The sequence below is a fragment of the Candidatus Pelagibacter sp. HIMB1782 genome (assembly GCF_052047475.1).
GTDB lineage: Bacteria > Pseudomonadota > Alphaproteobacteria > Pelagibacterales > Pelagibacteraceae > Pelagibacter.
On sequence record NZ_JBNAKE010000002.1, the window covers coordinates 126,424 to 146,879 of the forward strand.

The following is a 20,456-nucleotide window of genomic DNA, read 5'->3' on the forward strand; positions in this document are numbered from 1 at the left end:
ATTAAAATTTTTGATCAACTTTTGTTATAGGTAAATCTTTCTTATTTATTTTTTTACATTGCCTACCATCTTTTACCTTTTCCTCTGTAGTGTTTTCAAAATAAGCCTCCAACAAACCTGTTTCTCTATCTAGTTGCCAAATCATTTTGTAAACATACTCTACTTTATTACTATCATTAGATAGAGATAGAGTTTTTTTATTATCATCAATTGAGGCATAAGCTCTTGCTTTAATATATTTTTTATTAATTTCTTCTATAGTATAGGAATGTTTAAACTCTTCGTTTAATTCATCCCAAGACATAAACATTCTATAATCATTAAATGCCAAGTAAGAAATAGCATTACTTTCATTGTTGGTACATTCCAAATAAGTCTTGGAGTCATGTGTAGCTCCTCTATAAATTAGATATCCAATTATTATTAATAAAATAAGCAAAATAATTCCTGAAACTTTTAATGTTTTTTTAAAAAAATCTAACCAAGTATTATTTTTCATTTTTATAAAAATTTAAAAAGATAATCTAATATCATAATTGGTATTCCATAAGTGATAAGGTTAATTCCACCTGCAACAGGAATAGCAAAATAAGTATCATTCTTAGTTTTTTTATACTTCCATTTTTTCCCTTTATGCATGTTTACGTTGTGAACAGCAAAATGACCCATCATTAAACAAGCAACATACCAATACACACAGGCAAAAATACTTAATTCTAACTGTAATTTTTTTGAAACATGTAAATAGAAAATTGTAAAAAGAATTCCAACTATATGATTTAAATAACCATATTGCTTCACGTCATCTAATTGATCTTTCAAGTAACTATTTTTTTTCATTATATTACAATTGATTAATTAAAAGTGAGCTTGCTAATTCGTTATCTTTAATTATTTTTCGCACTTCTTCTTCAGTGTAAGTAATTTTATTCAATTCTATATCAGTTATAAAAAATTCTGAAGCTGTGATTTTTAAATCTTCTATTTTGTTATCACTATTTTTATTTTTATTTATAATTAAGTTTAAGTCTTTAATTGCAGCATCAAAGCCTGTGTATTCAGTGTTAAGAAAATAACCATAAATTGTTGCATTATTTTTTTTTAAAGGAATTGAATATCTGGTACTTCCAATACGAAATTTATCATCTAGCAAAGTTTCAAATTTTCTTTCAATTTCAATATTTTGAAAATTACCAAATTTTAATAAAGGTTCTTTTAAATTTTTATCCTCTTTCTTGATTCTTGAAAGTAGATTTCCAAAATAATCATAAAAATAAATAATATATTTTTTTTCATCCTCAAGCATAGATGCTTCAAAATATGTATTAAATTTTATTTTTTTTCTTTCTATATTTTTTATAAATATTCTATCCTTGTCGGATTGTATTTTATTTTTCTCTAAAAATTCTTGTATATTTAATAATTTATACTCTTTATGTTTAACTCCAATATTGATTGAATTAAACTCATCTACTTTATTATTAAATTCATCTAGTCTTTTTTTTGTAAGAAATACATTGTTTTCAAATGTAAGTTCCTCATAATATTTTTGATCTTCAATACATTTTTGAATATCAATTGTTAAATTTTGTGAAAAATTATTACAGTTATGTTTTTTTACTTTAACTTCGTCGCTATCACCACACCCATGCAAGAACAGTAAAAAAATAATAAAAATAAATCTAAATTTTTTCATTTTAAAATAATTTTTTAGTTAGCGAGCAGTCGTAGATAAGACTCATCCAATAGTTATTCTCTGTATCCCCATATTTATAATTTTTGTGATCTTCTGTTAATCGTCCTGTGTAACGATTTAATGTAAATTTTATTTCAAGTCTGGACTCCGATGAAGGTAAAGCGTACCAAAAAATTAAATTATCACCAAACATATATGTGGATCCGTCTGAGCTATATTTTGGTGCTTCAACAATTTTTTCCTTCTTCGTATCTAACTTGATTTTGTAATCTTCAAAACCACTTTGGCTTATGGATAAATATTGTGTGTTTTTCTCAGTATCTTCATGAAATGGATAAGGTATTTTTCCAGTGATATGACCCTCTGTATATTTACAGTAAAGATCAACAATGTTTGCATAACCAGTCTCACTAACTAAAAGGGTAAGAACTAAAAACGTTGAAAATAGTTTTTTCATTTAATTTCTTTTACAATTTTTTTTAAAGAAAATTCCTCATTAGGAGTACCAGTAATAAAATAATAAATTGCTTTATTTCCTTTATTAAAAATCTCATATCCTAATTTACCAATACCATCCCTATCCTCATCACATGCTTTCAAAATTGTTCCATTTGCGTATGCAGCTTCATCAATACATTCATCCATAGCATCAACTTCATTCCATCCATTATCTATCATTCTTCTGTATCTTAAATTAGCTTCTATAAACCCATCGTCTACACCAAATTCTAAAAACTGATTATTCTTTACCAAATAATGCACTGCTCCTTTTTCATATAAATAATCAATCATGTACCAGTTAAGACCATTTTTAATAACCTGAGATACGCTTCCAAATCTTTCATCATTATTGAAGTTTATATTTTTATCTAAAAAATTTTTAACCTCATCTTCAGCATCTAATCTCTCTTTTTTCATGAATGCATGAGCTATTTCACACATTCCTTTAAAAGCTTCACCCTTAGAGCTTTCTTCAATTTCTTTAAAAACATTTTTGGACATTAATCCTTTTCGTCAGTCCCCTCTAAAATTCTTTGATACTCAGTTTTAAGCTCACCTTTTTCTTTAATAGATTTTATATGGTCTCTCTTTTTTTCCATTTGAGCTTTTTCAGCTTTTAATTGTTTATAATCTTTTTTTACTTCAACTACTTTTTTGCTTCTATTCAAAAAAATAAAGATAATTACAGCTAGTAAAATTAAAATATTTTTAATTATGTATGATAAAGTTAGAAAAGTTTTATCTCCTGAAAGTTCCACCCAAGAAATATATTCTGAATGTAAGTATATAAATAAAAATACTGAAAATATTAAAATTACTAAACTAAATAGTCTAGGTTTTAACCATGTGTAAATGTCGTATAATTTTTTAAATATTAAGGCGTCTCTTGCTAACTTAAACATCTAGATCGTCGTCATCATCACCAAACCCAAATGCTCCTGCAATGTTTCCTTTAAGAATATTACCAAGAAAGGTTATTCCTAAAAAAGTTGACAAATATTTCCATCCTTTTTCTTTATGACTTGCTTTAATTACTTCAACGTTTCTTGCTATCATTGCCTCATATTTCTTTTCTGAAATATCTTCTGGTGATTTATTATTAACACTTAAATCGTAATCAGTTTTTTCGATAGCTTTGTCTATTACTTTATCTTCGTATTTTTTCTTAAGATCTTTAGGTAATTTTGTTATGTCCATAATTTAAATATACCAAACAAAATTGAATTTAATCAATAGTATATTACTCCAAATCTTTCTTTAATTCATCAACATGGTAGGAAAAATTAACACCTATTACACCTTTGAAATCTTCTCTTACAAACTTTTCCCAATCTTTGATTGCTGCATCAACTCCTTTAGAAAAAAAATCATTTTCAGAAGATTGGTTATTATTCACTTCTTCAACTGTTGAGTGGTAAATTTTAAGAGATTTCTCTTTATTGAATTCAAATATCTGACACATCATGGCAGGTAATATTATCTCAAGTAATTGATCATCCTTTTTGCTCATAAAATCTTCAAACTGCAGTAGTGAGAGAAGAAAACTGTATAAATATCCAATTGAAAATTTATGAGAATAAAATTCTTCCAGCTTATTTTTATCCTTTAAATTAACAGGAGCTAAAAGTGTAAATACTGAAATCTTTAATTGAGTGAATACTAAATTGTAATATCTAACAATTTCAATTGTTTCTTTTTCACTGCAGATTTTTCTTACATCATCAATCCACTCTGTTAGCTGTAAGTTTTTTTTCTGCTCAATCTTCTCTCTAATTTTTCGTAAATTTCTTTTTTTGTCGGTTTTAAAAAAATTAAAAAATCCCATTTATTTTACTAAATCTAAGGAGTTAATATAAAAATATACTTTCTTACAGTATCTTGGACTTTCTAATAATGGCATATTTTCATCAATTGCGTTTAGACAATCACTTATCACATCTTCAAATTGATCGTTGTAATAATAAATATTAAACATAGTCCAATACAGAGTTATCAGAGAGTATAATAAAACTTTATCAGTTTTATCAGAAATTAATTTTTGAACTTCTCTAAAATCTTTTTTCTCTTTAAACGATTTAATTAGAATTTTTTGAACTTCTTTGGTCATTCCAAATCTGCCTCCTGTATGAAATATTCCATCTATCTCTTCATATCTTATTGTAATTTTTGGAGGACCTTTTTTTGGTCTAAATTTATCTAGATGACTATTTAAATATGTAACCTTAGTCACGATGTTTTTTTAGATCCTCTTTATTTTTTCTATTAATAAAAAGATAAATTAAAGTAATAATAAAAAACTTTACTCCTAAAAGAATAAAAATAGATTCCAAAGACATTTATTTAATTATAACTCAAAAATCATTTTTTATAAACTCTGTAACCTGTAAAGGCTGAAGCAACAAATAAAATAGATAACTTAAAATAAGGATCATTTTCATTTAGCATATAAGCACCTCCAACGATTAACGGTAAAATGTAGATAAATATTTTCATCAATTTATTTACTTCAATTTTCGAAACTAAATCAGTTGTAATTATTAGCGCTGCCAAAACATTAGAGCTCATCCATAAAATTGATAATTCCTTACCAATACTAATATTGAATGGCAGTTTAATTAAAGCATATCCAATATAAGCTTTAGGCACTAAGTCAGCCAATAAATGAATTGTAATTCCCAAAAGAATACCTGCATAAAAAATATCTATGAGTGTTTTATCTATTTTTGATTTTTTCACTAAGTAAATGTAAAAAATTAAAGGTAGAATTATTCCATGAGTAAGTATTGACCTGTGACTTAGTATAAACATTAATGACAAATCAATGTCAGGAAAATTTAATCCAAAGAAAAATGATAAACAAAATACTAATAAAATTTTCCAGTAATTTTCTTTCTTTTTTCTCATGTTCTAGCTACAGAAAAATCGAATATCAGGACATCTGAAAAAGATACCTTCAATAAAAGTATATTTAATTATGTGAAGATAAATCACTCCAAATATAAAACCACCTATACTCATAAAAATAGCATCACGATCAAATTTCTTATGAACAAACAAACTCACAAGAAACATGTATATACCAACTAAAAAAACCATTGATGCAAAAGCAAAAGGCAATTCAACTAGTATCATTTAGCAACGCCCTTTTTGCTGTGTTGGTGATAACAGTCAAAACAAATGGGCTGATCTTCTACTTCGAATTCTGAAAAATAGATCTTCTTGTCTGTTTTAATCTTTTTCTCATTTCCACAAAAACCACAACGGGCTATTCTATTTTTTTTATCAAATTCTTTTGCAATACCATCAGAGCTATTAATATTATACCAGGCCATTATTACCCAAATGCTGTTCCTAGAACAAAAATAATTCCAATAAGAATTGCAATACCTATTACTATTTTGTGTGTTGAGCTATTTTCTAATTTTTCTTTTTCTTCGCCAGATTTATTATCGACAAAAGCAAGCCAAGCAATTCCTATGAAGAAAATAGCAAAAACTATTATTACAGGCCACGCCATTATATATGGCCTCCTGACCAAGCGATAACTAGTAGTACACCAGCAACACCAAACACAACTAATAACTTTTCTTTTCTATCTAAATCTGATTTTTTTAGTGCAAACCCAATTACTGCTAAAATAATTAATACTATCCAAATCATTAAAACAAGATAACATTCAATTTAAAGTCTTACCAGTAAAGTCAAACAAATCACTTACTTGATCAGCATTGTGGATAACTTCGTTTTCATACTGGTGTGAGTAAGCTTCATCAAATACGTCCTCATCTTCATGACCAGTTAATGCCATTGCAGCTTTTTTGTTACCCAGTTTAGTTTCTGCAAGTGTTGCATAAGTTTTTCTAAATGATTTTATTGCACCTTTAGCAATACCAGCTTCTTCTTTGATGGCATTCCAAGCTCTAGTTACAGTTTTAATTCTTGTTTCATAAGAATCTAAATAATCTGGTGCATCATTGTTATTTTTTGTAACCATTATAGATGGAAACAACCAAGGCACTTCTTGCATCCTCTCCATACCAATTCTGTGCTTTTGCTGCTGGATCAAATTTATTATCTGCTGCACTACTTTAGTTTTACTAATAAAAGACTCATTATTTGTTTTAGTAATTGAACTAGGCATTATGATTTTTCTCTCTTTTATGTAGCTCAATCTAAGTCTACTAACTTCTCTAAACCTTCTGCCAGTTTTCATAAGAAATAGTATTAACTCTGCTGCAATAGGAAAATACTCACGAAGTTGCATACAAGCTTCTTCAATTTTTCTGCATTCATCAATGGTAAAAATAAATTGATTATATTGTGTAGATCTACAGGCACTAACTTCAGGTCGCTTAATAACTATTAGTTGCGCTGGGTTAATACCAGGATTATCTCCAAGATATCCTTTTTCTTTTGCATAATTATGAAGCCAACCTAGTGATCTTTTTGCACTTCGTTTTCTACCAAAACTGTTAAATCTATTTAGAAATTTACGCATCAGGCCATAACTTAGGTCTGTCACTAAGTGTTCTGACAACTTGTCATCTATAAGTGACCTAGCACCAGAATAATTTGGTCTTTGTTTAGGATCTACTTTCCAAAAGTGTTTTGGATCACCTGGTGGATATTTTTTAAAGAATTGATCCCAGTTGGTGATGGGTTTCACGTTTTTGATAAATCCAACATCTTCGTTTACCAAATGTGGTCTTTCTCTAAAGGTCATTCTGCCTTTACCATTATCATCTGAGAATTTTAGAAACTGAGTTCTTTTATTGTAGCCAATTAGATCTCTAGTAATATCTCGCATAGTGCTAAGATTTAGTGTTCCCTCTCTATATACTCTAGGAAGGTGATCTATATAAGCTTCTATTATGCACTTTTTGATAGTTGGAATTGTAACAACTTCTTTAAAACTCTCTGTGATTTTTTTGTGCTTTTCCTTTAGGTAGATACCAGGATTAATATTCCATTTATTATTATCACTTTTATTTGGAATAAATTTATCCTGACCTTTATCATCTTTTATACAAGTGGTGCCGTTAGCAACTTCTGCAATAATTGCGCTTACTTGCTTACATTGTACCTTTTTGAAGTTACCAATTTTAATTGGCATAAAACGTTTATTGTCAAATCTGCCATGAAGATAAAATGATTTTTCACCACTTTTAAGTATTCGCAGCTTCAAGCCATACAGTATGTCACCTTTAGATAACTTAAAGTTTAATTCAATACAGTTTGATTTTTTAAAGTCGAAATCAGCAGCTTTGATTTCTTTAATTGCAGCATTTGTAAAATCCAACGCTACCAAAGATCTATGTACTTTTGACATATCTTTTCTCCTTACAATTTACATTTGTTTAGAAGACTGATCGCACAACATGCTTCAAAACTCACGTAAACACAGGCGTAAAGGGAAAGTATAGATTATAGAGGGAAGTCTAGAATTTTCGACCGATCCCACTTTCGTAAATCTTTGATTTTAACGACGAGTTATGTATCGCTTTATAAAATAACGATATCACTTTTTAATAGCAGTGGAAATCTAAAAAAGCTTCTTTTTATCTGTCCATGGGCCTTTTTTTGTTTTGGGTAAAAACTTTTTAAGATCTAATAGGACTTTCTCAGATAACTTTCTGTATGTAGTAAGTTTTCCTCCATAAATGTTTAAAAGTGGCAATTTTTTTACAATTTGTAAATCAAAAACATAATCTCTTGTAACTTTTGAGGCCTCTTTAAAATCCTCTATTAGAGGTCTTATTCCTGAATAAGTATCAACTATATCTTTTTTGCTAATTTGTTTTTTTAAATAATTATTCACAGATCGAATTAAATATTGAGTTTCTTGTTTTGATATTACAGTATTTTCTGGCGATTTAACTTCCACTTCAGTTGTTCCAATTAATGAAAATTTTTTTTTGTAAGGAATTACAAATATTATTCTCTTGTCTGTATTTTGAAATGTAAATGCAACATCTTCTTTGTATAATTTCTTAGTAATGATGTGACTTCCTTTAACTAATCTTATTTTATTTTTAGATTTTATTTTTATATTTTTATGCAAAGTTTCATTTATCCATGGTCCAGATGCATTGATTAAAACTTTCGATTTTATTTTTTTTCTATTTTGAAGACTAATGACCCATTCATTGTTAATAATTTCAGCTTTTTTAACTTTGTTGTATTCTAGTATTTTGGCTTTATTTCTTTTTGCATCTTGAGCATTTAACTTTGTTAATTTTTTATCATCAATTTGAATATCAAAATATTGAAAACCAGTTTTGTATTTCTCCTTAAGAATATTAGGAAATTTTTTATTAAGATCTAATGTTCTTGATTTTGGAATGCTAGTTTTCCCACCCAAATTATCATACAAAAGCAAACCAAATTTAATTAACCATGCTGGTCTAATTTTATCAGTATGAGGAATAATAAATGGAATTGGCTTTGAAATGTGTTTTGCAATTTTATAAACAATTTCTCTTTCTTTAAGAGACTCTCTTACTAATTTAAATTCGTAATTTTCTAGATAACGAAGACCACCATGAATTAATTTTGTTGACCAAGATGAAGTTGCGCCTCCTATTTCTCCTTTATCTGCTAAACAGACAGTCAAACCTCTTCCAGAAGCATCCCTTGCAATACCGGCTCCGTTAATACCACCGCCTATTATGAATAAATCAAATACTTTAGACATTAAATTAGATTGTTTATAAAATGTAATTAATATTTTTCAAATATTAATTAATTAAAATTCAAATCTACTTTTTTCTAACCCAAAATTGATACATATCAAAAAAAGTATCAGGATGGCTCATCTCAAATTGATGCCAATTATATAAAGAAATATTTTTTTTATCATCTGGATAAAGTTTAGAGTATTGAGTTTTTGTCGATGATTTTGAAAATTCAAAACCAATAAATTCTAAATTTAAATCATTTAATATCTTTGTGATTTCTGGAATTGTGAAACGATGTTCTTGAACATGGAATAACAAATCTCTTGTAGTTGATGTTGAATAAAAATCTAAACCTTCAGTCAGTTTTTGGAGAGATTTATTTTCTGTTTCATTTAAAATAAATTGTCGAAATTTTTTTATGTCCTCAATATTATTTTTAAAATTTAAATTTTTAATTAATTGCCTTGCTTCAACTACATTTTGTCTTGCGATTTCACTGTATAGTCCTAATCTCAAAAATCCATGTGGTTGTAAAATATCTAGTAGCACTTTAAGCCCCTCTATAGGTTTATCCATATGATGAAGAACCCCTGAGCTTTGAATTATATCAAATTTTTTATTTAATTTTTTTAAATCTAAAATGTCTGCATGCATATAATTAATATTGTTATAATTTAGTTCCACAGTTTTCCTTTTTGCGTAGGCTAGACTTGATTTGCTTAAATCCACACCAAGTATGTTTGCATTTTTGTAAATATTTGCAGAAATAGGGTCTCTTCCTGTTCCACAACCTGCTATCAAAACATTGGGTTTTTCTATTTTATGATTATCTAAAATTTTGTTAGGTTTTATCACTGAATTAAGTACTTCAAAAAAATCAAATTTAAGGTTGTCTTTTGCAAACCTCCATCTTGGATATGGGTTTGCCTCATATTGTTTTTTTACCCTATTAGATGTTAAATCTGTAATTTCTCCAAGAGCATCAATAGATTTTGCTAGCTCTTTTTCTTCAAGAGGTTCTTTAATCTGCGAATTAATTAAATCGTTAAATAAATTATTTTTTGATTTATACTTTAACAAATTTTTTTCAATAATCTTTGAACTGTTTAAGGGTATGTAGCATCCTAGAATAGCTAGTTCTAGCTCATCAATTTTTTGATTTTTTTCTAATTTATGTTTTAAATTTTTTATTAAAGAAGCTTCTTTTTCAGATTGAATGTAAACATACTCATTAAGCCAGCATTGTTGAGCTAGAGATATAAAAAAATCTAAATTCTCAATTAATGTCTTTCTATTTTCTGTGTTTAATTGGAAAAGAGCCTCCGATCTTATTCTACATAATAATTTTTCTAAAAATTTATCTGCAATTATAGATTTTTGAAGAATTAAACTAAAAAGTTCTTCTTTGATTAATTTAGTAACAATTTCGTTTAAAAATATTGAGGAGTTTGAATTTATTTTTTCAGATATTTTATTTTCAATAGTTTGATCAATTAAGGATAATCTTGCATTAAATGATATTTCATTATGATTAACATTATTTTTTTTAAAAAGAGATAAACATAAATTTTTCAGATTTTCTTTGTCTGTAATTGTGTAAGAGATTAACCATTCAATTATACCATTTAGAGCTATTAAATTATCAGGGTCTAGTTCAATTGTTTTTTGAAAATAATCTAATACTTTGTCATTTTCTCCAAGTACTTTTAGTGCTACTGCTAAGTTGCAATAGGCTTTTGAAAAACTTGGATCAATATTTATTGCTTTTTCATAACAATCTTTTGCTTTCTGATAATCTCCCAATTCTTGAAATATGACACCAAGATCATTTTGTATTGTTGAATTATTAGGATTAATTTCAACTGCTTTTTTATAATAACTAAGTGCTTTATTATTTTCTTTTAATTTTTTATGTACAGTTCCTAAGTTGATATATCCTTTTAAATATTTGGAATTTAATTTCGTGGTATTTTCAAAAAATTTTTTTGATTTTTGTAATTCCCCTAATTTTAGAAATATTATTCCAATATTATTATGTGCAATTATGTTATTAGGATTTATTTTAATCACTTGCTCGTAACATTTCAGAGCCTTTTCATCCTCTTCCAACTCTTGGAATATTACGCCAAGATTAATATGAGCATCTGAAGAATTAGGGCTAATTTCAATAGCTTTTTCAAAATATTTTTTTGCCTCCTCTATTTTCCCTAAATTTTTGAAGACAACCCCAAGATTAGTATATGCCTTTATATTTTTTGAATTATTTTTTAAGACATGCTCATAACATTTTTTTGCATTTTGAAATTCTCCTAACTGCTGAAATATTACTCCAATATTTATATTTGCATTTTCATGATTTGGATCTAATTCCAATACTTTGATATAGAGACTTTTCGCTTTGGTAATATTTCCACCCTTGTGACTTTGAATAGCCATCTGAAAAGTTTTGCTTATATTTAAATTTTTTATTTCATCCATTTTTAACGTTGATACTCAATAAATTTTTTTAAAGATTGATTAAGAAATTTTTCATAAATCTGACCTTTGTTTAAATATCTTTTTGAATTAAGGAAAGATTTATTCATTTTAAAGTCATAAGAAGGTTCAAAAAAGAATGGAATGGATAGTCTCTTACTTTTATTCCATAATACTCTATGGTTTGTAGCTTTAAATTTGCCTTTACTTAAAAATTCTAAAGCTCTTCCAGTATTTACTACTAAAGCTTTTTTATTAAATGGAACATTATACCATTTTTTTGTTTTTCTATTCTGTACCTGAAGACCACCTTTTTTGTCTTGGTATAGAACTGTAAATATTCCACTATCAACATGTGTTTCACATCCAAGTGCAACTCCATCTTGTTTTGATATCTCCACTGGCTTTGTTTGATTTGGATAATAATTAAATCTTAAAGTGCTTAAAGTTTTTAATCTTGAAAAAGCTTTGTTTGAAATATTTGGATCAAGTTTATTTAATTTAATTACACTTTTAAACAAAGTTTCACTTAAATTGTAAATATTTTCAAAATATTTATTCAAGGCCTCAATAGAAGTTTTGTTAAAACATTTATTTAGATCTAAATATTCAATGTATTGGTTTCTGGTTTTTGAAGAATATTTCTTAGTAATTTTTAAATCTCCTATATCCAAACCCTCTTTTCCATTAACATCATTTGGAAAATAACCTCTGTAAAGATTGTTATTTTTTTTATTCCATTTTTTTGGTGATAATTTCTTTTTTTTACTGTCTGACAAATTGAAGAACTTGTTTCCTATTCCACATATTTTATTAATTTCTTTCAAATTAAGACCATGCCCAGTCACTTGAAAAAAACCTATATTTACACAAGCTTTCTCAATTTCTTTAATTGTTTTTAACGCACTCAGGGTCTCAAAATTATTTTTGATAAGTGATGATATGTTAATTGTGGGTATATAATTTTTGGTCATCTTCTAACAGGTGTTTCTGTTGCAATGTATTGCTCTCTGACTTTCTCTCTTAAATATATGTATATTCCAGCTGCTATTATACACGCAACACCTAGAAATGTTCTTCCAGATGGAATCTCGTTAAATAGGAAATACCCTGGTATCATCGACATTATAATTAGAGAGTATTCAAATAAAGAAACAACCGATGGAGATGCAACTATGTATGCAGAAAATATACAAAGAAAAGCAATTGATGCTGCTACACCAAAAAATAATATAAATTTCCATGTGTAATCAAAGTTAGAAAACCATTCTCTAAAAATAAATTGTGTTGTTGAATCAAAATTAGAATTGTTGAACTGACCATTCCCCATAAACAAATAAATAATTCCACATAATATGAGAGCAATTAAATAGAAGTAAAATAGTTGAGTGTTTACATCATCTTTGTCAGAGGTATATTTTGTAATTGTCATAGAGGCTGCATAAAAAAATGCACATCCAACAGGAAGTAGACTTTTGTATTCAAAGTCTGAAAAATTTGGATTTAAAACTATAAAGACACCTACGAAGCCAAATACAATTGCAGACCATCTTCTAATACCAATAAATTCCTTTAAAAAAAATTTGGCAAAGATTGATACAAAAAAAGGGCAGGAGAAAAAAAGTGCATTAGCTGTTGCTAATGGCATGTAAGTTAGAGAAATAAAAAATGCAGAAAAAGCTAAAAAATGTAAAATTACTCTTACCAAAGTTAATACTGGATAATGCGTTTTTAAACTAACTTTTTGCTTTTTAAATTTGATGTAGCAAAACAGTAAAATTGCAGCAACAAAGTATCTGCCAAAAAAAATTTCATATAATGCTGCTTTTTCAAATATAAATTTGATTAGTGAGTCCTGCATTGCAAATAAAGTCATTGCAATAATAATAAGAACAATTCCTTTAGAGTTATTATCGGTACTCATTTCGCACCTATACCAAAATAAGATAATGAATAATATTTAATTATTTCTTTAGTTTTGAAGAGAACAAAAGATTTTCACTTGAAAATTCAGCTTCATTTTCCTTTATAAAAGCAGCCATCAACTTCAACTTTTCTTCTTCGAATTCTGTTACCTTTCTTTTGCTGAGATCAATATATAGAGATATCCATTCCATTGATGCCGAGATTTTTCCTGTCTCTTTTGCAATCATTTCCATTTTTAAGTGTAATCTTTTTTTATCATGGTCAAAATAAGTAAGGTTTATATCAACAGACTCACCTTCTTTGACCTCATTAATATATTTAGTGTTTGTCTCGACAACCATAGTGCTTCTATTTAGATTTTTTGCTGCACTTGCTCCCATTTTAAATTTTTCAAGTGCTACTTCCCATGCTTCATCAAATATTAAAACATAATAAGCCATGTTCATATGATTGTTATAATCAACCCAGTTCTTTGTGATATTGAAGCTTTTAAGAAAAACTGACATTTAATTTTTTAATTTAATATTAATATCATATAATAAAGTTTTTATGAAAAAAGTATTAACAGCTAGTTGTTTATGCAAAGGTGTAAAGTTTAAAACACTTAATAAACTAAGAAGTGTATCTAATTGCCATTGTGTGCAATGCAGAAAAACTCATGGTGTATTTGGAGCCTATACAAATATTAAAGACAAAGAACTTAAATTTTTAAACAAAACTACTTTAAAGTGGTTTAAGTCATCTAAGAATTCCAAGAGAGGTTTTTGCAACAAATGTGGGGCAAGTATATTTTTTAAAGTTGATAAATCTGACAATGTTTCAATTTCCGCAGGAATGTTTGATGGTAAAACAAAACTAAAAACTTTTAGAAATATATTTGTAGGTTCAAAGTCAGATTTTTATCAAATCAATGACAAACTTCCAAAATATAAAAGATTTGCTAAATAATATTATTTTAAGATTTAGTTAAAGAAGACTGTAATTCTTGATTAGTAATATAACCCTTAATATTACCGTTCTTATCAACTACTTCACAATTTGAGTCTGAACAAACTATTTGAGGTAAAAATTCTTCAATAAATTGATCTTCATTTACTTTAATAACGTTTGATTTATCTATATTTTCAGAATCATTTAAATTTTTCATAATTATTTTTGCTTTGATTACTTTTGCTCTATTCACATCTTTAACAAAAGCTTTTACGTAATCATCTGCAGGATTCATTATAATTTCTTCTGGCGTTCCAACTTGTACTAATTTTCCTGAATTTAAAATTCCAATATGGTCACCTAATCTCAATGACTCATCAAGATCATGAGTAATAAATACAATTGTTTTTTTTAATTCTGATTGAAGATCAATAAGTTGTTTTTGCATATCACTTCTTATTAGTGGATCTAGAGCACTAAAAGCTTCATCCATCAACATTATATCCGTATCTGTTGCTAATGCTCTTGCCAAACCAACTCGCTGTTGCATTCCTCCAGATAATTGATTTGGATATTGATTTTCAAATCCATTTAATCCAACAGCATCAATTTTTTCCATTGAGATTTTATTTCTCTCATCTTCGGACTTACCTTGCATTTCCAAACCATATCCAACATTTTGCAAGACTGTTTTGTGCGGGAATAAACCAAACCTTTGGAAGACCATACTCATTTTGTGTCTTCTAAACTCAATTAGCTTTTCTTTATCAAGCGACATCACATTTGTGCCCTCAACCAAAATTTCACCATCAGTTGGATCTATAAGTCTATTTAAATGTCTAATTAATGTAGATTTTCCTGAGCCCGAAAGACCCATGCAAACAAACGTTTCACCTTCTTCAATTTTAAGAGAAACATTATCTAATCCAACTGTGTGCCCAGTTTTTTCTAATATTTCATCTTTAGTTGAACCTTCCTTGACCATTGGAAGCACTGATTTTGGATTATTACCAAAGATTTTATATACGTTGTTGATTTCGATTTTTGACATCAATTAAGTTCTAACAGTTCATAGAGCATAATGTAAAACAATTTCTATACAACTGATAATTGATTTTTATAAATTCGATTTTGTTTGATTTTGTTAGTCATTTAAATAATCATTTAATTTATGACCAAATCAGATCAAGATATTCGATGCGAACTATCTGCTCTTTATAGAATTTTACACATGTATGGGATGACAGATTTAGCTAATCAATGTGCTGGAGCTAGATCAGCTGAAGATAAAGATTGTTCTTTTGTTCATCCTTATGGAATGTTTTATGAAGAGATTACAGCGTCATCTTTAGTAAAGATTGATAAAGATGGTAGAAAAATAAATTCAGATGGACCATGGTTAAATGATGGTTGTATCAATCTTGCACAATGGATTTTTAATTCACGTTCTGATGTTAACTTTTATGTTCACGGACATGCTAATGATGTTATGGCAGTTGGAGGAACTAAAGAAGGTTTGATGCACCTTTCACAAGCAGCAGTCTATTTAAATCATTTAATTGGATATATCGATTACGAATTTGTTGAGGATAAAGATTTTGGAAAAAAATTTGAAAACCTTATAGGGAAGCATGATATTTTAATTACAAGAAATCATGGATACTACACTGTAGGTAAAACTGCTGCAGAAGCTTTTTTTAGGGCATATTATTTAGAACAAGCATGTACTGTTCAAGTTAAAAACTTATCTATGGGATTAAATAAACATGAAATAGACAAACAAAAAGCTGCTTATTTTTGGGATAATATGAGTAGTTCAGATGATTATAATTATGATGGAAAAACAGAGTGGGCTGCATTATTAAGAAAATTAGATCGTGAAAATTCAAATTATAAAAGTTGATGGAACAAAATTATAAAATTGAAAATATAACTAAAAATTCTACTAATTTAGAAGTTGATTGGAGTGATGGAAAAAAAAGTAAGTTTAATTATTTGTGGTTAAGAGATAATTGTCCTACAGCACACGATAAAGATTCTCGTCATAGAATGTTTAACATTCTCAAAGTATCTAAAGATATAAATCCTAAAAAATTTTCTTTAAACAATGATGGTAAACTCCAAATTGAGTGGAGTGAGGGAGATCATGTTAGTTATTATGATCAAAAATGGCTGAGAGATAATTGTTATACAATTAAAAACAATTTGGAATATAAATCACCCTACAAGCTTTGGGATAATTCTCTTCAAGATCATTTAAAATCTGTAGAAATTGATCATGATGAAATTGTTAATTCAGATGAAGGCTTAATTAAATGGTTGGAACTTTTGCATCATACTGGAATTGCAATTGTAAAAAATGCACCGACAGATGAGAGCTCTGGATTTAAAGTTTTAAATAGAATTAGTCATACTAGAGAAACTTTTTTTAAAACTCCATTTGAGGTAATTAATATTCCAAAACCAAACAATTCTGCTTATACAGCACATGCTTTGAGAAATCATATGGATTTACCTTGGTTTGAAACACCTCCAGGTTATCAATTCCTTCACTGCCTGGTTAATTCTGCAAATGGTGGAGATTCTTCAGCTGTAGATGGATTTGCAGTTGCAGATTACTTAAGAAAAAATGAAAAGGAAATCTTTGATACACTAGTTAATGTTCACCTCAAATTTCGAGATATGGATTATACACAAGAGTCAGTAAGAAGTTATTATGCGCCAGCAATTTCTTTAACTAAAGATAATGATTATCACGACATTAGATTTAGTGTTGCAACTATGGATGCCTTAGATTGCCATCCTGATTTAATGGACAAAGTTTATAAAGCTCACCATCGATTTGGAAATTTATTACACGATGATAAATTTCAAATTAAATTTAGATTAGGGCCAGGAGATATATTTACTTTCAATAATAGAAGATTGCTTCATGGGAGAACTGAATTTGATCCAAATTCTGGTCACAGACATCTCCAAGGATATTACATGGATCGTGATGAAATTATAGGAAGATTAAAATATTTAAAGAGCAATTAAACCTGAAGTAGAAATTAAAATTAAAATTTGCCACACACTGGATAAGTCTAAATAAATTTTGGAATTCTTTAAAATTTTTTTGTAGTCTTTATAAAAAAACAACGAGAGGAAAAAAATGAATATCAAAAAAATATTTATTCAATTTAGTATTTTCCTAATGCTTTCTACTACTTCTGTGTTCGCAAAAACTCAAATTGAGTGGTGGCATGCATTTGGTGGAAGACTAGGAGAACTTTTGGACGAGCAAGTTCAAAAATTTAATGCAAGTCAAAATAATTATGAAGTAATTCATACTAGAAAAGGTAATTACTCAGAGACTTTAAATGCTGGTATTGCTGCATTCAGAGCAAAGCAACAACCACATTTACTTATGGTTTTTGAAGTTGGAACTGCAACTATGATGGCTGCAAAAGGTGCAATCAAACCAGTTTACGAAGTAATGGCTGAGTCTGGCTTAGGTTTTAATCCTGATGCATACATCCCACCTGTTAAAGGTTATTACACTACAACAGATGGTAAAATGCTTTCATTACCTTACAACTCTTCAACTCCAGTTTTATGGGTTAACAGAGATTTGATGAAAAAAGCAGGATTAGATCCAAACATGAGTCTTGCTACTTGGTCAGATGTTGGTATGGCACTTGATAAAGCAAAGTCAGCAGGAACTTCTTGTGGTCTTACTACTGCTTGGCAAAGTTGGATACATTTAGAAAACTTTTCTGCTTACCATAATGTTGCTTTTGCAAGTAAAGCAAATGGATTTGCAGGTTTAGACACATCTCTATCTTTCAATAGTGCATTACACGTTAAGCATTTAGAAATGATGGGTAACTGGGCTAAAGAGGGTAAATTCTTTTATGCTGGAAGAAGAAACGAAGGTGGAGCAAACTTTAGAGCAGGTGAGTGTATGTTCTTTACAGAAAGTTCTGCTGGATATGCTGGTATAAAAAAAGAAGCTCAATTTGATTTTGAAATCAGACCTTTGCCTTATCATGCAGGAACAAAAGCTCCTCAGAATACTATCATTGGAGGATCATCATTATGGGTAATGTCTGGTCACTCTGCAGACGAGTATAAAGGTGTAGCAGCTTTTATTAATTTCCTATCAGGAACTGATATCCAAGCTAAATGGCACCAAGATACTGGTTATTTGCCAATCACAATTGCAGCAAGTGAAAAGACAGCTGCAGATGGTTTTTACAATGCAAATCCTGGTACGGATATTGCTGGAAAACAAATGATGGCAAAAGCACCAACAGATAACTCAAAAGGTTTGAGACTTGGTTCTTTTGATCAAATCAGAGGTATTATCGATGAAGAGTTAGAAGCAATTTGGACTGGTAGCAAATCAGCTCAAGTAGCTATGGATAGTGCTGTTAAAAGAGGAGATGCTCTTTTAAGAAGATTTGAAAAAGCTAATAAGTAAATAGTTTAATCTATCTGGGGGTTATCCAACCCCCAGATTTTTCATATGGAAAAAAAAGTTTTTTTTAGAGGATGGTTGTTACCCATTTTATTAATTTCACCACAATTAGTAATTTCTATAATATTTTTTTTCTATCCTGCGGGACAAGCTATTTCAAATTCATTGTATCTACCTGATCCATTTGGATTAAGTTCAGAATTTGTTGGTTTAGAAAATTTTTTATTTTTATTTGGTGACAGTTATTATTTATCAAGTTTTGTAACTACAATTTTCTTTTCCACAAGTGTCTCTGTTCTATCAATGGGACTTGGTTTATATTTTGCATTATTAGCTGATAGAATTTTTAAAGGTGCTGGGGTTTATAAAACACTTTTAATTTGGCCATACGCAGTAGCTCCTGCAGTTGCAGGTGTGTTGTGGATGTTTTTATTTTCAAGTAGAGTTGGTGTTGTCTCTTGGTATTTGGGTTTATTAGGTTACGATTGGAACCATGCTTTAAATAGTGAAGAAGCAATGGGATTAGTTGTATTAGCTTCGACATGGGGAAGAATAAGCTATAATTTTCTATTCTTTCTTGCAGGATTACAGGCAATTCCAAAATCAATCATAGAAGCAGCAGCAATTGATGGAGCAAGTTTTTGGAAAAGATTTAGAACAATAGTGTTTCCTTTGTTATCACCAATTACGTTTTTTTTATTAGTTGTTAACATCGTTTATGCCTTTTTTGAAACATTTGGTGTAATTCACACAATTACATCTGGGGGACCCGAACAATCAACCACAACTTTAGTTTATAAAGTCTATTCAGATGGTTTTGTTGGTCAAGATTTAGGATCTAGTGCCGCTCAATCTGTAATTTTGTTAGTAGTTGTTGGTTTGTTAACTGTTATTCAGTTTAAATACATAGAAAGAAAAGTTCATTACTAATGATTGAAAGAAATAAAAAAGGATATTTCATGTCTCACCTAGGTTTGATTATAGGAATTGCTTTTATTTTTTTTCCAGTTTGGCTAACTTTTGTTGCTTCGACAGTCACTCAACAAGATATCATTCAGCCACCACTCCCACTTATACCTGGGTCTCATTTTATTGAAAATTATACCTATGCTTTAACTGAGAAATCAGCAGAAGGATATGAAAAAAATATTCCAGTTTTGAGAATGTTGTTTAATTCAGCGGTAATGGCACTTGGAATTACTATAGGAAAAATTACAATTTCTTTACTCTCAGCTTTTGCGATAGTTTATTTTAGATTTCCTGGGAGAAAATTTTTCTTTTGGCTAATTTTTATAACATTGATGTTACCTGTTGAAGTAAGGATCGTACCTACGTATGAGATTGCAGCGAAATTGAATCTATTAAATAGTTATGCAGGATTAATATTTCCATTAATAGCATCAGCTACAGCGACTTTTTTATTTAGACAATTTTTTATGACCATACCAAACGAGATGGTTGAAGCTGCTAGAATGGATGGAGCGAAACCTATGAAATTTTTCATAGATATCTTAGTACCTATAAGTAGAACAAATATTGCAGCTTTATTTGTTATTTTATTTATATATGGATGGAACCAGTATTTATGGCCTCTATTGATGACAACTGATCCAAATATGAATACGATTGTGATGGGTATTAATCAAATGATACCAGGTGGTGACGACTTTGGTCATTGGCCAACAATCATGGCAACCTCAATTCTGGCAATGGTACCTCCAGTTTTAATAGTTATAACTATGCAAAGATTCTTTGTTAAAGGTTTATTAGAAAGTGAAAAATAAAAGAT

General features: G+C 28.7%; 27 protein-coding genes. 6 read left to right on the forward strand and 21 right to left on the reverse strand.

Features of this window, described 5'->3' with window-relative positions; genetic code table 11:
* Position 1: 1 nt before the first annotated feature.
* From ACTTAO_RS05245 to ACTTAO_RS05340, 20 genes are all read right to left on the reverse strand, one after another.
* The gene (locus tag ACTTAO_RS05245) at positions 2–499 is read right to left on the reverse strand and encodes a hypothetical protein (protein ID WP_440634307.1); all 498 of its coding nucleotides are present in this window, start codon (positions 497–499) and stop codon (positions 2–4) included.
* 2 nt (positions 500–501) lie between these two features.
* Positions 502–840 carry a hypothetical protein gene (locus ACTTAO_RS05250; protein WP_440634308.1) on the reverse strand — a complete coding sequence of 113 codons (339 nt, stop codon included), beginning with the start codon at positions 838–840 and terminating at the stop codon, positions 502–504.
* A 4-nt stretch (positions 841–844) separates the two neighbouring features.
* Positions 845–1,696 carry a hypothetical protein gene (locus ACTTAO_RS05255; protein ID WP_440691227.1) on the reverse strand — a complete coding sequence of 284 codons (852 nt, stop codon included), beginning with the start codon at positions 1,694–1,696 and terminating at the stop codon, positions 845–847.
* 1 nt (position 1,697) lies between these two features.
* Positions 1,698–2,153: a hypothetical protein gene (locus ACTTAO_RS05260; protein WP_440691229.1), complete on the reverse strand. Its 456-nt coding sequence runs from the start codon at positions 2,151–2,153 to the stop codon at positions 1,698–1,700.
* The gene (locus tag ACTTAO_RS05265) at positions 2,150–2,698 is read right to left on the reverse strand and encodes a hypothetical protein (RefSeq protein ID WP_440691230.1); all 549 of its coding nucleotides are present in this window, start codon (positions 2,696–2,698) and stop codon (positions 2,150–2,152) included. The genes ACTTAO_RS05260 and ACTTAO_RS05265 overlap by 4 nt, the downstream gene beginning before the upstream one ends.
* Positions 2,698–3,099 carry a hypothetical protein gene (locus ACTTAO_RS05270; protein ID WP_440691232.1) on the reverse strand — a complete coding sequence of 134 codons (402 nt, stop codon included), beginning with the start codon at positions 3,097–3,099 and terminating at the stop codon, positions 2,698–2,700. The genes ACTTAO_RS05265 and ACTTAO_RS05270 overlap by 1 nt, the downstream gene beginning before the upstream one ends.
* Positions 3,092–3,394 (reverse strand): hypothetical protein, encoded by a 303-nt coding sequence (locus tag ACTTAO_RS05275; RefSeq protein ID WP_440691234.1) that lies wholly within the window; start codon positions 3,392–3,394, stop codon positions 3,092–3,094. The genes ACTTAO_RS05270 and ACTTAO_RS05275 overlap by 8 nt, the downstream gene beginning before the upstream one ends.
* 43 nt (positions 3,395–3,437) lie before the next feature.
* Complete coding sequence (locus tag ACTTAO_RS05280) at positions 3,438–4,022, reverse strand: hypothetical protein (protein WP_440691236.1); 585 nt, start codon at positions 4,020–4,022, stop codon at positions 3,438–3,440.
* On the reverse strand, positions 4,023–4,427 hold the full coding sequence (locus ACTTAO_RS05285; RefSeq protein ID WP_440634317.1) for a hypothetical protein: 405 nt from the start codon (positions 4,425–4,427) through the stop codon (positions 4,023–4,025).
* 128 nt (positions 4,428–4,555) lie between these two features.
* On the reverse strand, positions 4,556–5,101 hold the full coding sequence (locus ACTTAO_RS05290; protein ID WP_440634318.1) for a hypothetical protein: 546 nt from the start codon (positions 5,099–5,101) through the stop codon (positions 4,556–4,558).
* Positions 5,102–5,104: 3 nt separating this feature from the next.
* Entirely contained in the window at positions 5,105–5,329 is a 225-nt protein-coding gene (locus ACTTAO_RS05295; protein ID WP_440634319.1) for a hypothetical protein, read from the reverse strand.
* Positions 5,326–5,529, reverse strand: a complete 204-nt coding sequence (locus ACTTAO_RS05300) for a hypothetical protein (RefSeq protein WP_440691238.1) — start codon at positions 5,527–5,529, stop codon at positions 5,326–5,328. The genes ACTTAO_RS05295 and ACTTAO_RS05300 overlap by 4 nt, the downstream gene beginning before the upstream one ends.
* Positions 5,530–5,531: 2 nt before the next feature.
* Positions 5,532–5,714, reverse strand: coding sequence for a hypothetical protein (locus ACTTAO_RS05305; protein ID WP_440634321.1), 183 nt, complete (start codon positions 5,712–5,714; stop codon positions 5,532–5,534).
* Complete coding sequence (locus tag ACTTAO_RS05310; protein ID WP_440634322.1) at positions 5,714–5,857, reverse strand: hypothetical protein; 144 nt, start codon at positions 5,855–5,857, stop codon at positions 5,714–5,716. The genes ACTTAO_RS05305 and ACTTAO_RS05310 overlap by 1 nt, the downstream gene beginning before the upstream one ends.
* Before the next feature lie 16 nt (positions 5,858–5,873).
* Positions 5,874–7,526: a tyrosine-type recombinase/integrase gene (locus tag ACTTAO_RS05315; RefSeq protein ID WP_440634323.1), complete on the reverse strand. Its 1,653-nt coding sequence runs from the start codon at positions 7,524–7,526 to the stop codon at positions 5,874–5,876.
* A 213-nt stretch (positions 7,527–7,739) separates the two neighbouring features.
* Positions 7,740–8,891 carry a glycerol-3-phosphate dehydrogenase gene (glpD, locus tag ACTTAO_RS05320; protein WP_440691240.1) on the reverse strand — a complete coding sequence of 384 codons (1,152 nt, stop codon included), beginning with the start codon at positions 8,889–8,891 and terminating at the stop codon, positions 7,740–7,742.
* Positions 8,892–8,955: 64 nt separating this feature from the next.
* On the reverse strand, positions 8,956–11,352 hold the full coding sequence (locus ACTTAO_RS05325) for a tetratricopeptide repeat protein (RefSeq protein ID WP_440691241.1): 2,397 nt from the start codon (positions 11,350–11,352) through the stop codon (positions 8,956–8,958).
* 2 nt (positions 11,353–11,354) lie between these two features.
* Positions 11,355–12,323, reverse strand: a complete 969-nt coding sequence (locus ACTTAO_RS05330; protein ID WP_440691243.1) for a 2OG-Fe(II) oxygenase family protein — start codon at positions 12,321–12,323, stop codon at positions 11,355–11,357.
* Positions 12,320–13,273, reverse strand: coding sequence for a DMT family transporter (locus ACTTAO_RS05335; RefSeq protein ID WP_440691245.1), 954 nt, complete (start codon positions 13,271–13,273; stop codon positions 12,320–12,322). The genes ACTTAO_RS05330 and ACTTAO_RS05335 overlap by 4 nt, the downstream gene beginning before the upstream one ends.
* Before the next feature lie 40 nt (positions 13,274–13,313).
* On the reverse strand, positions 13,314–13,781 hold the full coding sequence (locus tag ACTTAO_RS05340) for a thioesterase family protein (protein ID WP_440691247.1): 468 nt from the start codon (positions 13,779–13,781) through the stop codon (positions 13,314–13,316).
* Positions 13,782–13,824: 43 nt separating this feature from the next.
* Between ACTTAO_RS05340 and ACTTAO_RS05345 the strand changes: the two genes are divergently transcribed.
* A complete protein-coding gene (locus ACTTAO_RS05345) occupies positions 13,825–14,223 on the forward strand; it encodes a GFA family protein (protein WP_440618122.1) in 399 nt (132 codons plus the stop codon).
* Positions 14,224–14,230: 7 nt separating this feature from the next.
* Here the strand turns inward: ACTTAO_RS05345 and ACTTAO_RS05350 are convergent, their stop codons facing one another.
* The gene (locus tag ACTTAO_RS05350) at positions 14,231–15,256 is read right to left on the reverse strand and encodes a quaternary amine ABC transporter ATP-binding protein (RefSeq protein ID WP_440633659.1); all 1,026 of its coding nucleotides are present in this window, start codon (positions 15,254–15,256) and stop codon (positions 14,231–14,233) included.
* Positions 15,257–15,376: 120 nt separating this feature from the next.
* On the opposite strand from ACTTAO_RS05350, the gene ACTTAO_RS05355 reads away from it, so the two are divergent.
* The 5 genes from ACTTAO_RS05355 (at position 15,377) to ugpE (ending at position 20,451) form a co-directional block, all read left to right on the forward strand.
* Entirely contained in the window at positions 15,377–16,108 is a 732-nt protein-coding gene (locus ACTTAO_RS05355) for a class II aldolase/adducin family protein (RefSeq protein WP_440657015.1), read from the forward strand.
* Positions 16,108–17,244 (forward strand): TauD/TfdA family dioxygenase, encoded by a 1,137-nt coding sequence (locus ACTTAO_RS05360; protein WP_440691248.1) that lies wholly within the window; start codon positions 16,108–16,110, stop codon positions 17,242–17,244. The genes ACTTAO_RS05355 and ACTTAO_RS05360 overlap by 1 nt, the downstream gene beginning before the upstream one ends.
* A gap of 115 nt (positions 17,245–17,359) precedes the next feature.
* The gene (gene ugpB / locus ACTTAO_RS05365; protein ID WP_440633656.1) at positions 17,360–18,670 is read left to right on the forward strand and encodes a sn-glycerol-3-phosphate ABC transporter substrate-binding protein UgpB; all 1,311 of its coding nucleotides are present in this window, start codon (positions 17,360–17,362) and stop codon (positions 18,668–18,670) included.
* Between the two features lie 45 nt (positions 18,671–18,715).
* Positions 18,716–19,597: a sn-glycerol-3-phosphate ABC transporter permease UgpA gene (gene ugpA, locus ACTTAO_RS05370; RefSeq protein ID WP_440691249.1), complete on the forward strand. Its 882-nt coding sequence runs from the start codon at positions 18,716–18,718 to the stop codon at positions 19,595–19,597.
* Entirely contained in the window at positions 19,597–20,451 is an 855-nt protein-coding gene (gene ugpE, locus ACTTAO_RS05375) for a sn-glycerol-3-phosphate ABC transporter permease UgpE (RefSeq protein WP_440691251.1), read from the forward strand. Before ugpA ends, ugpE begins: the two co-directional genes overlap by 1 nt.
* The last annotated feature ends 5 nt before the right edge of the window (positions 20,452–20,456 follow it).

What these genes read in the sequence shown, in the direction of transcription:
- ACTTAO_RS05305 (WP_440634321.1), bottom strand. Translation starts at nt 5,714, where the DNA reads ATGGCGTGGCCTGTAATAATAGTTTTTGCTATTTTCTTCATAGGAATT.
- ACTTAO_RS05350 (WP_440633659.1), bottom strand. Translation starts at nt 15,256, where the DNA reads ATGTCAAAAATCGAAATCAACAACGTATATAAAATCTTTGGTAATAAT.
- ACTTAO_RS05355 (WP_440657015.1), top strand. Translation starts at nt 15,377, where the DNA reads ATGACCAAATCAGATCAAGATATTCGATGCGAACTATCTGCTCTTTAT.
- ACTTAO_RS05340 (WP_440691247.1), bottom strand. Translation starts at nt 13,781, where the DNA reads ATGTCAGTTTTTCTTAAAAGCTTCAATATCACAAAGAACTGGGTTGAT.
- ACTTAO_RS05325 (WP_440691241.1), bottom strand. Translation starts at nt 11,352, where the DNA reads ATGGATGAAATAAAAAATTTAAATATAAGCAAAACTTTTCAGATGGCT.
- ugpA (WP_440691249.1), top strand. Translation starts at nt 18,716, where the DNA reads ATGGAAAAAAAAGTTTTTTTTAGAGGATGGTTGTTACCCATTTTATTA.
- ACTTAO_RS05250 (WP_440634308.1), bottom strand. Translation starts at nt 840, where the DNA reads ATGAAAAAAAATAGTTACTTGAAAGATCAATTAGATGACGTGAAGCAA.
- ACTTAO_RS05330 (WP_440691243.1), bottom strand. Translation starts at nt 12,323, where the DNA reads ATGACCAAAAATTATATACCCACAATTAACATATCATCACTTATCAAA.
- ACTTAO_RS05300 (WP_440691238.1), bottom strand. Translation starts at nt 5,529, where the DNA reads ATGGCCTGGTATAATATTAATAGCTCTGATGGTATTGCAAAAGAATTT.
- ACTTAO_RS05260 (WP_440691229.1), bottom strand. Translation starts at nt 2,153, where the DNA reads ATGAAAAAACTATTTTCAACGTTTTTAGTTCTTACCCTTTTAGTTAGT.
- ACTTAO_RS05280 (WP_440691236.1), bottom strand. Translation starts at nt 4,022, where the DNA reads ATGGGATTTTTTAATTTTTTTAAAACCGACAAAAAAAGAAATTTACGA.
- ACTTAO_RS05270 (WP_440691232.1), bottom strand. Translation starts at nt 3,099, where the DNA reads ATGTTTAAGTTAGCAAGAGACGCCTTAATATTTAAAAAATTATACGAC.
- ACTTAO_RS05290 (WP_440634318.1), bottom strand. Translation starts at nt 5,101, where the DNA reads ATGAGAAAAAAGAAAGAAAATTACTGGAAAATTTTATTAGTATTTTGT.
- ACTTAO_RS05255 (WP_440691227.1), bottom strand. Translation starts at nt 1,696, where the DNA reads ATGAAAAAATTTAGATTTATTTTTATTATTTTTTTACTGTTCTTGCAT.
- ugpB (WP_440633656.1), top strand. Translation starts at nt 17,360, where the DNA reads ATGAATATCAAAAAAATATTTATTCAATTTAGTATTTTCCTAATGCTT.
- ACTTAO_RS05275 (WP_440691234.1), bottom strand. Translation starts at nt 3,394, where the DNA reads ATGGACATAACAAAATTACCTAAAGATCTTAAGAAAAAATACGAAGAT.
- ACTTAO_RS05315 (WP_440634323.1), bottom strand. Translation starts at nt 7,526, where the DNA reads ATGTCAAAAGTACATAGATCTTTGGTAGCGTTGGATTTTACAAATGCT.
- ACTTAO_RS05345 (WP_440618122.1), top strand. Translation starts at nt 13,825, where the DNA reads ATGAAAAAAGTATTAACAGCTAGTTGTTTATGCAAAGGTGTAAAGTTT.
- ACTTAO_RS05360 (WP_440691248.1), top strand. Translation starts at nt 16,108, where the DNA reads ATGGAACAAAATTATAAAATTGAAAATATAACTAAAAATTCTACTAAT.
- ACTTAO_RS05265 (WP_440691230.1), bottom strand. Translation starts at nt 2,698, where the DNA reads ATGTCCAAAAATGTTTTTAAAGAAATTGAAGAAAGCTCTAAGGGTGAA.
- glpD (WP_440691240.1), bottom strand. Translation starts at nt 8,891, where the DNA reads ATGTCTAAAGTATTTGATTTATTCATAATAGGCGGTGGTATTAACGGA.
- ACTTAO_RS05245 (WP_440634307.1), bottom strand. Translation starts at nt 499, where the DNA reads ATGAAAAATAATACTTGGTTAGATTTTTTTAAAAAAACATTAAAAGTT.
- ACTTAO_RS05310 (WP_440634322.1), bottom strand. Translation starts at nt 5,857, where the DNA reads ATGATTTGGATAGTATTAATTATTTTAGCAGTAATTGGGTTTGCACTA.
- ugpE (WP_440691251.1), top strand. Translation starts at nt 19,597, where the DNA reads ATGATTGAAAGAAATAAAAAAGGATATTTCATGTCTCACCTAGGTTTG.
- ACTTAO_RS05335 (WP_440691245.1), bottom strand. Translation starts at nt 13,273, where the DNA reads ATGAGTACCGATAATAACTCTAAAGGAATTGTTCTTATTATTATTGCA.
- ACTTAO_RS05295 (WP_440634319.1), bottom strand. Translation starts at nt 5,329, where the DNA reads ATGATACTAGTTGAATTGCCTTTTGCTTTTGCATCAATGGTTTTTTTA.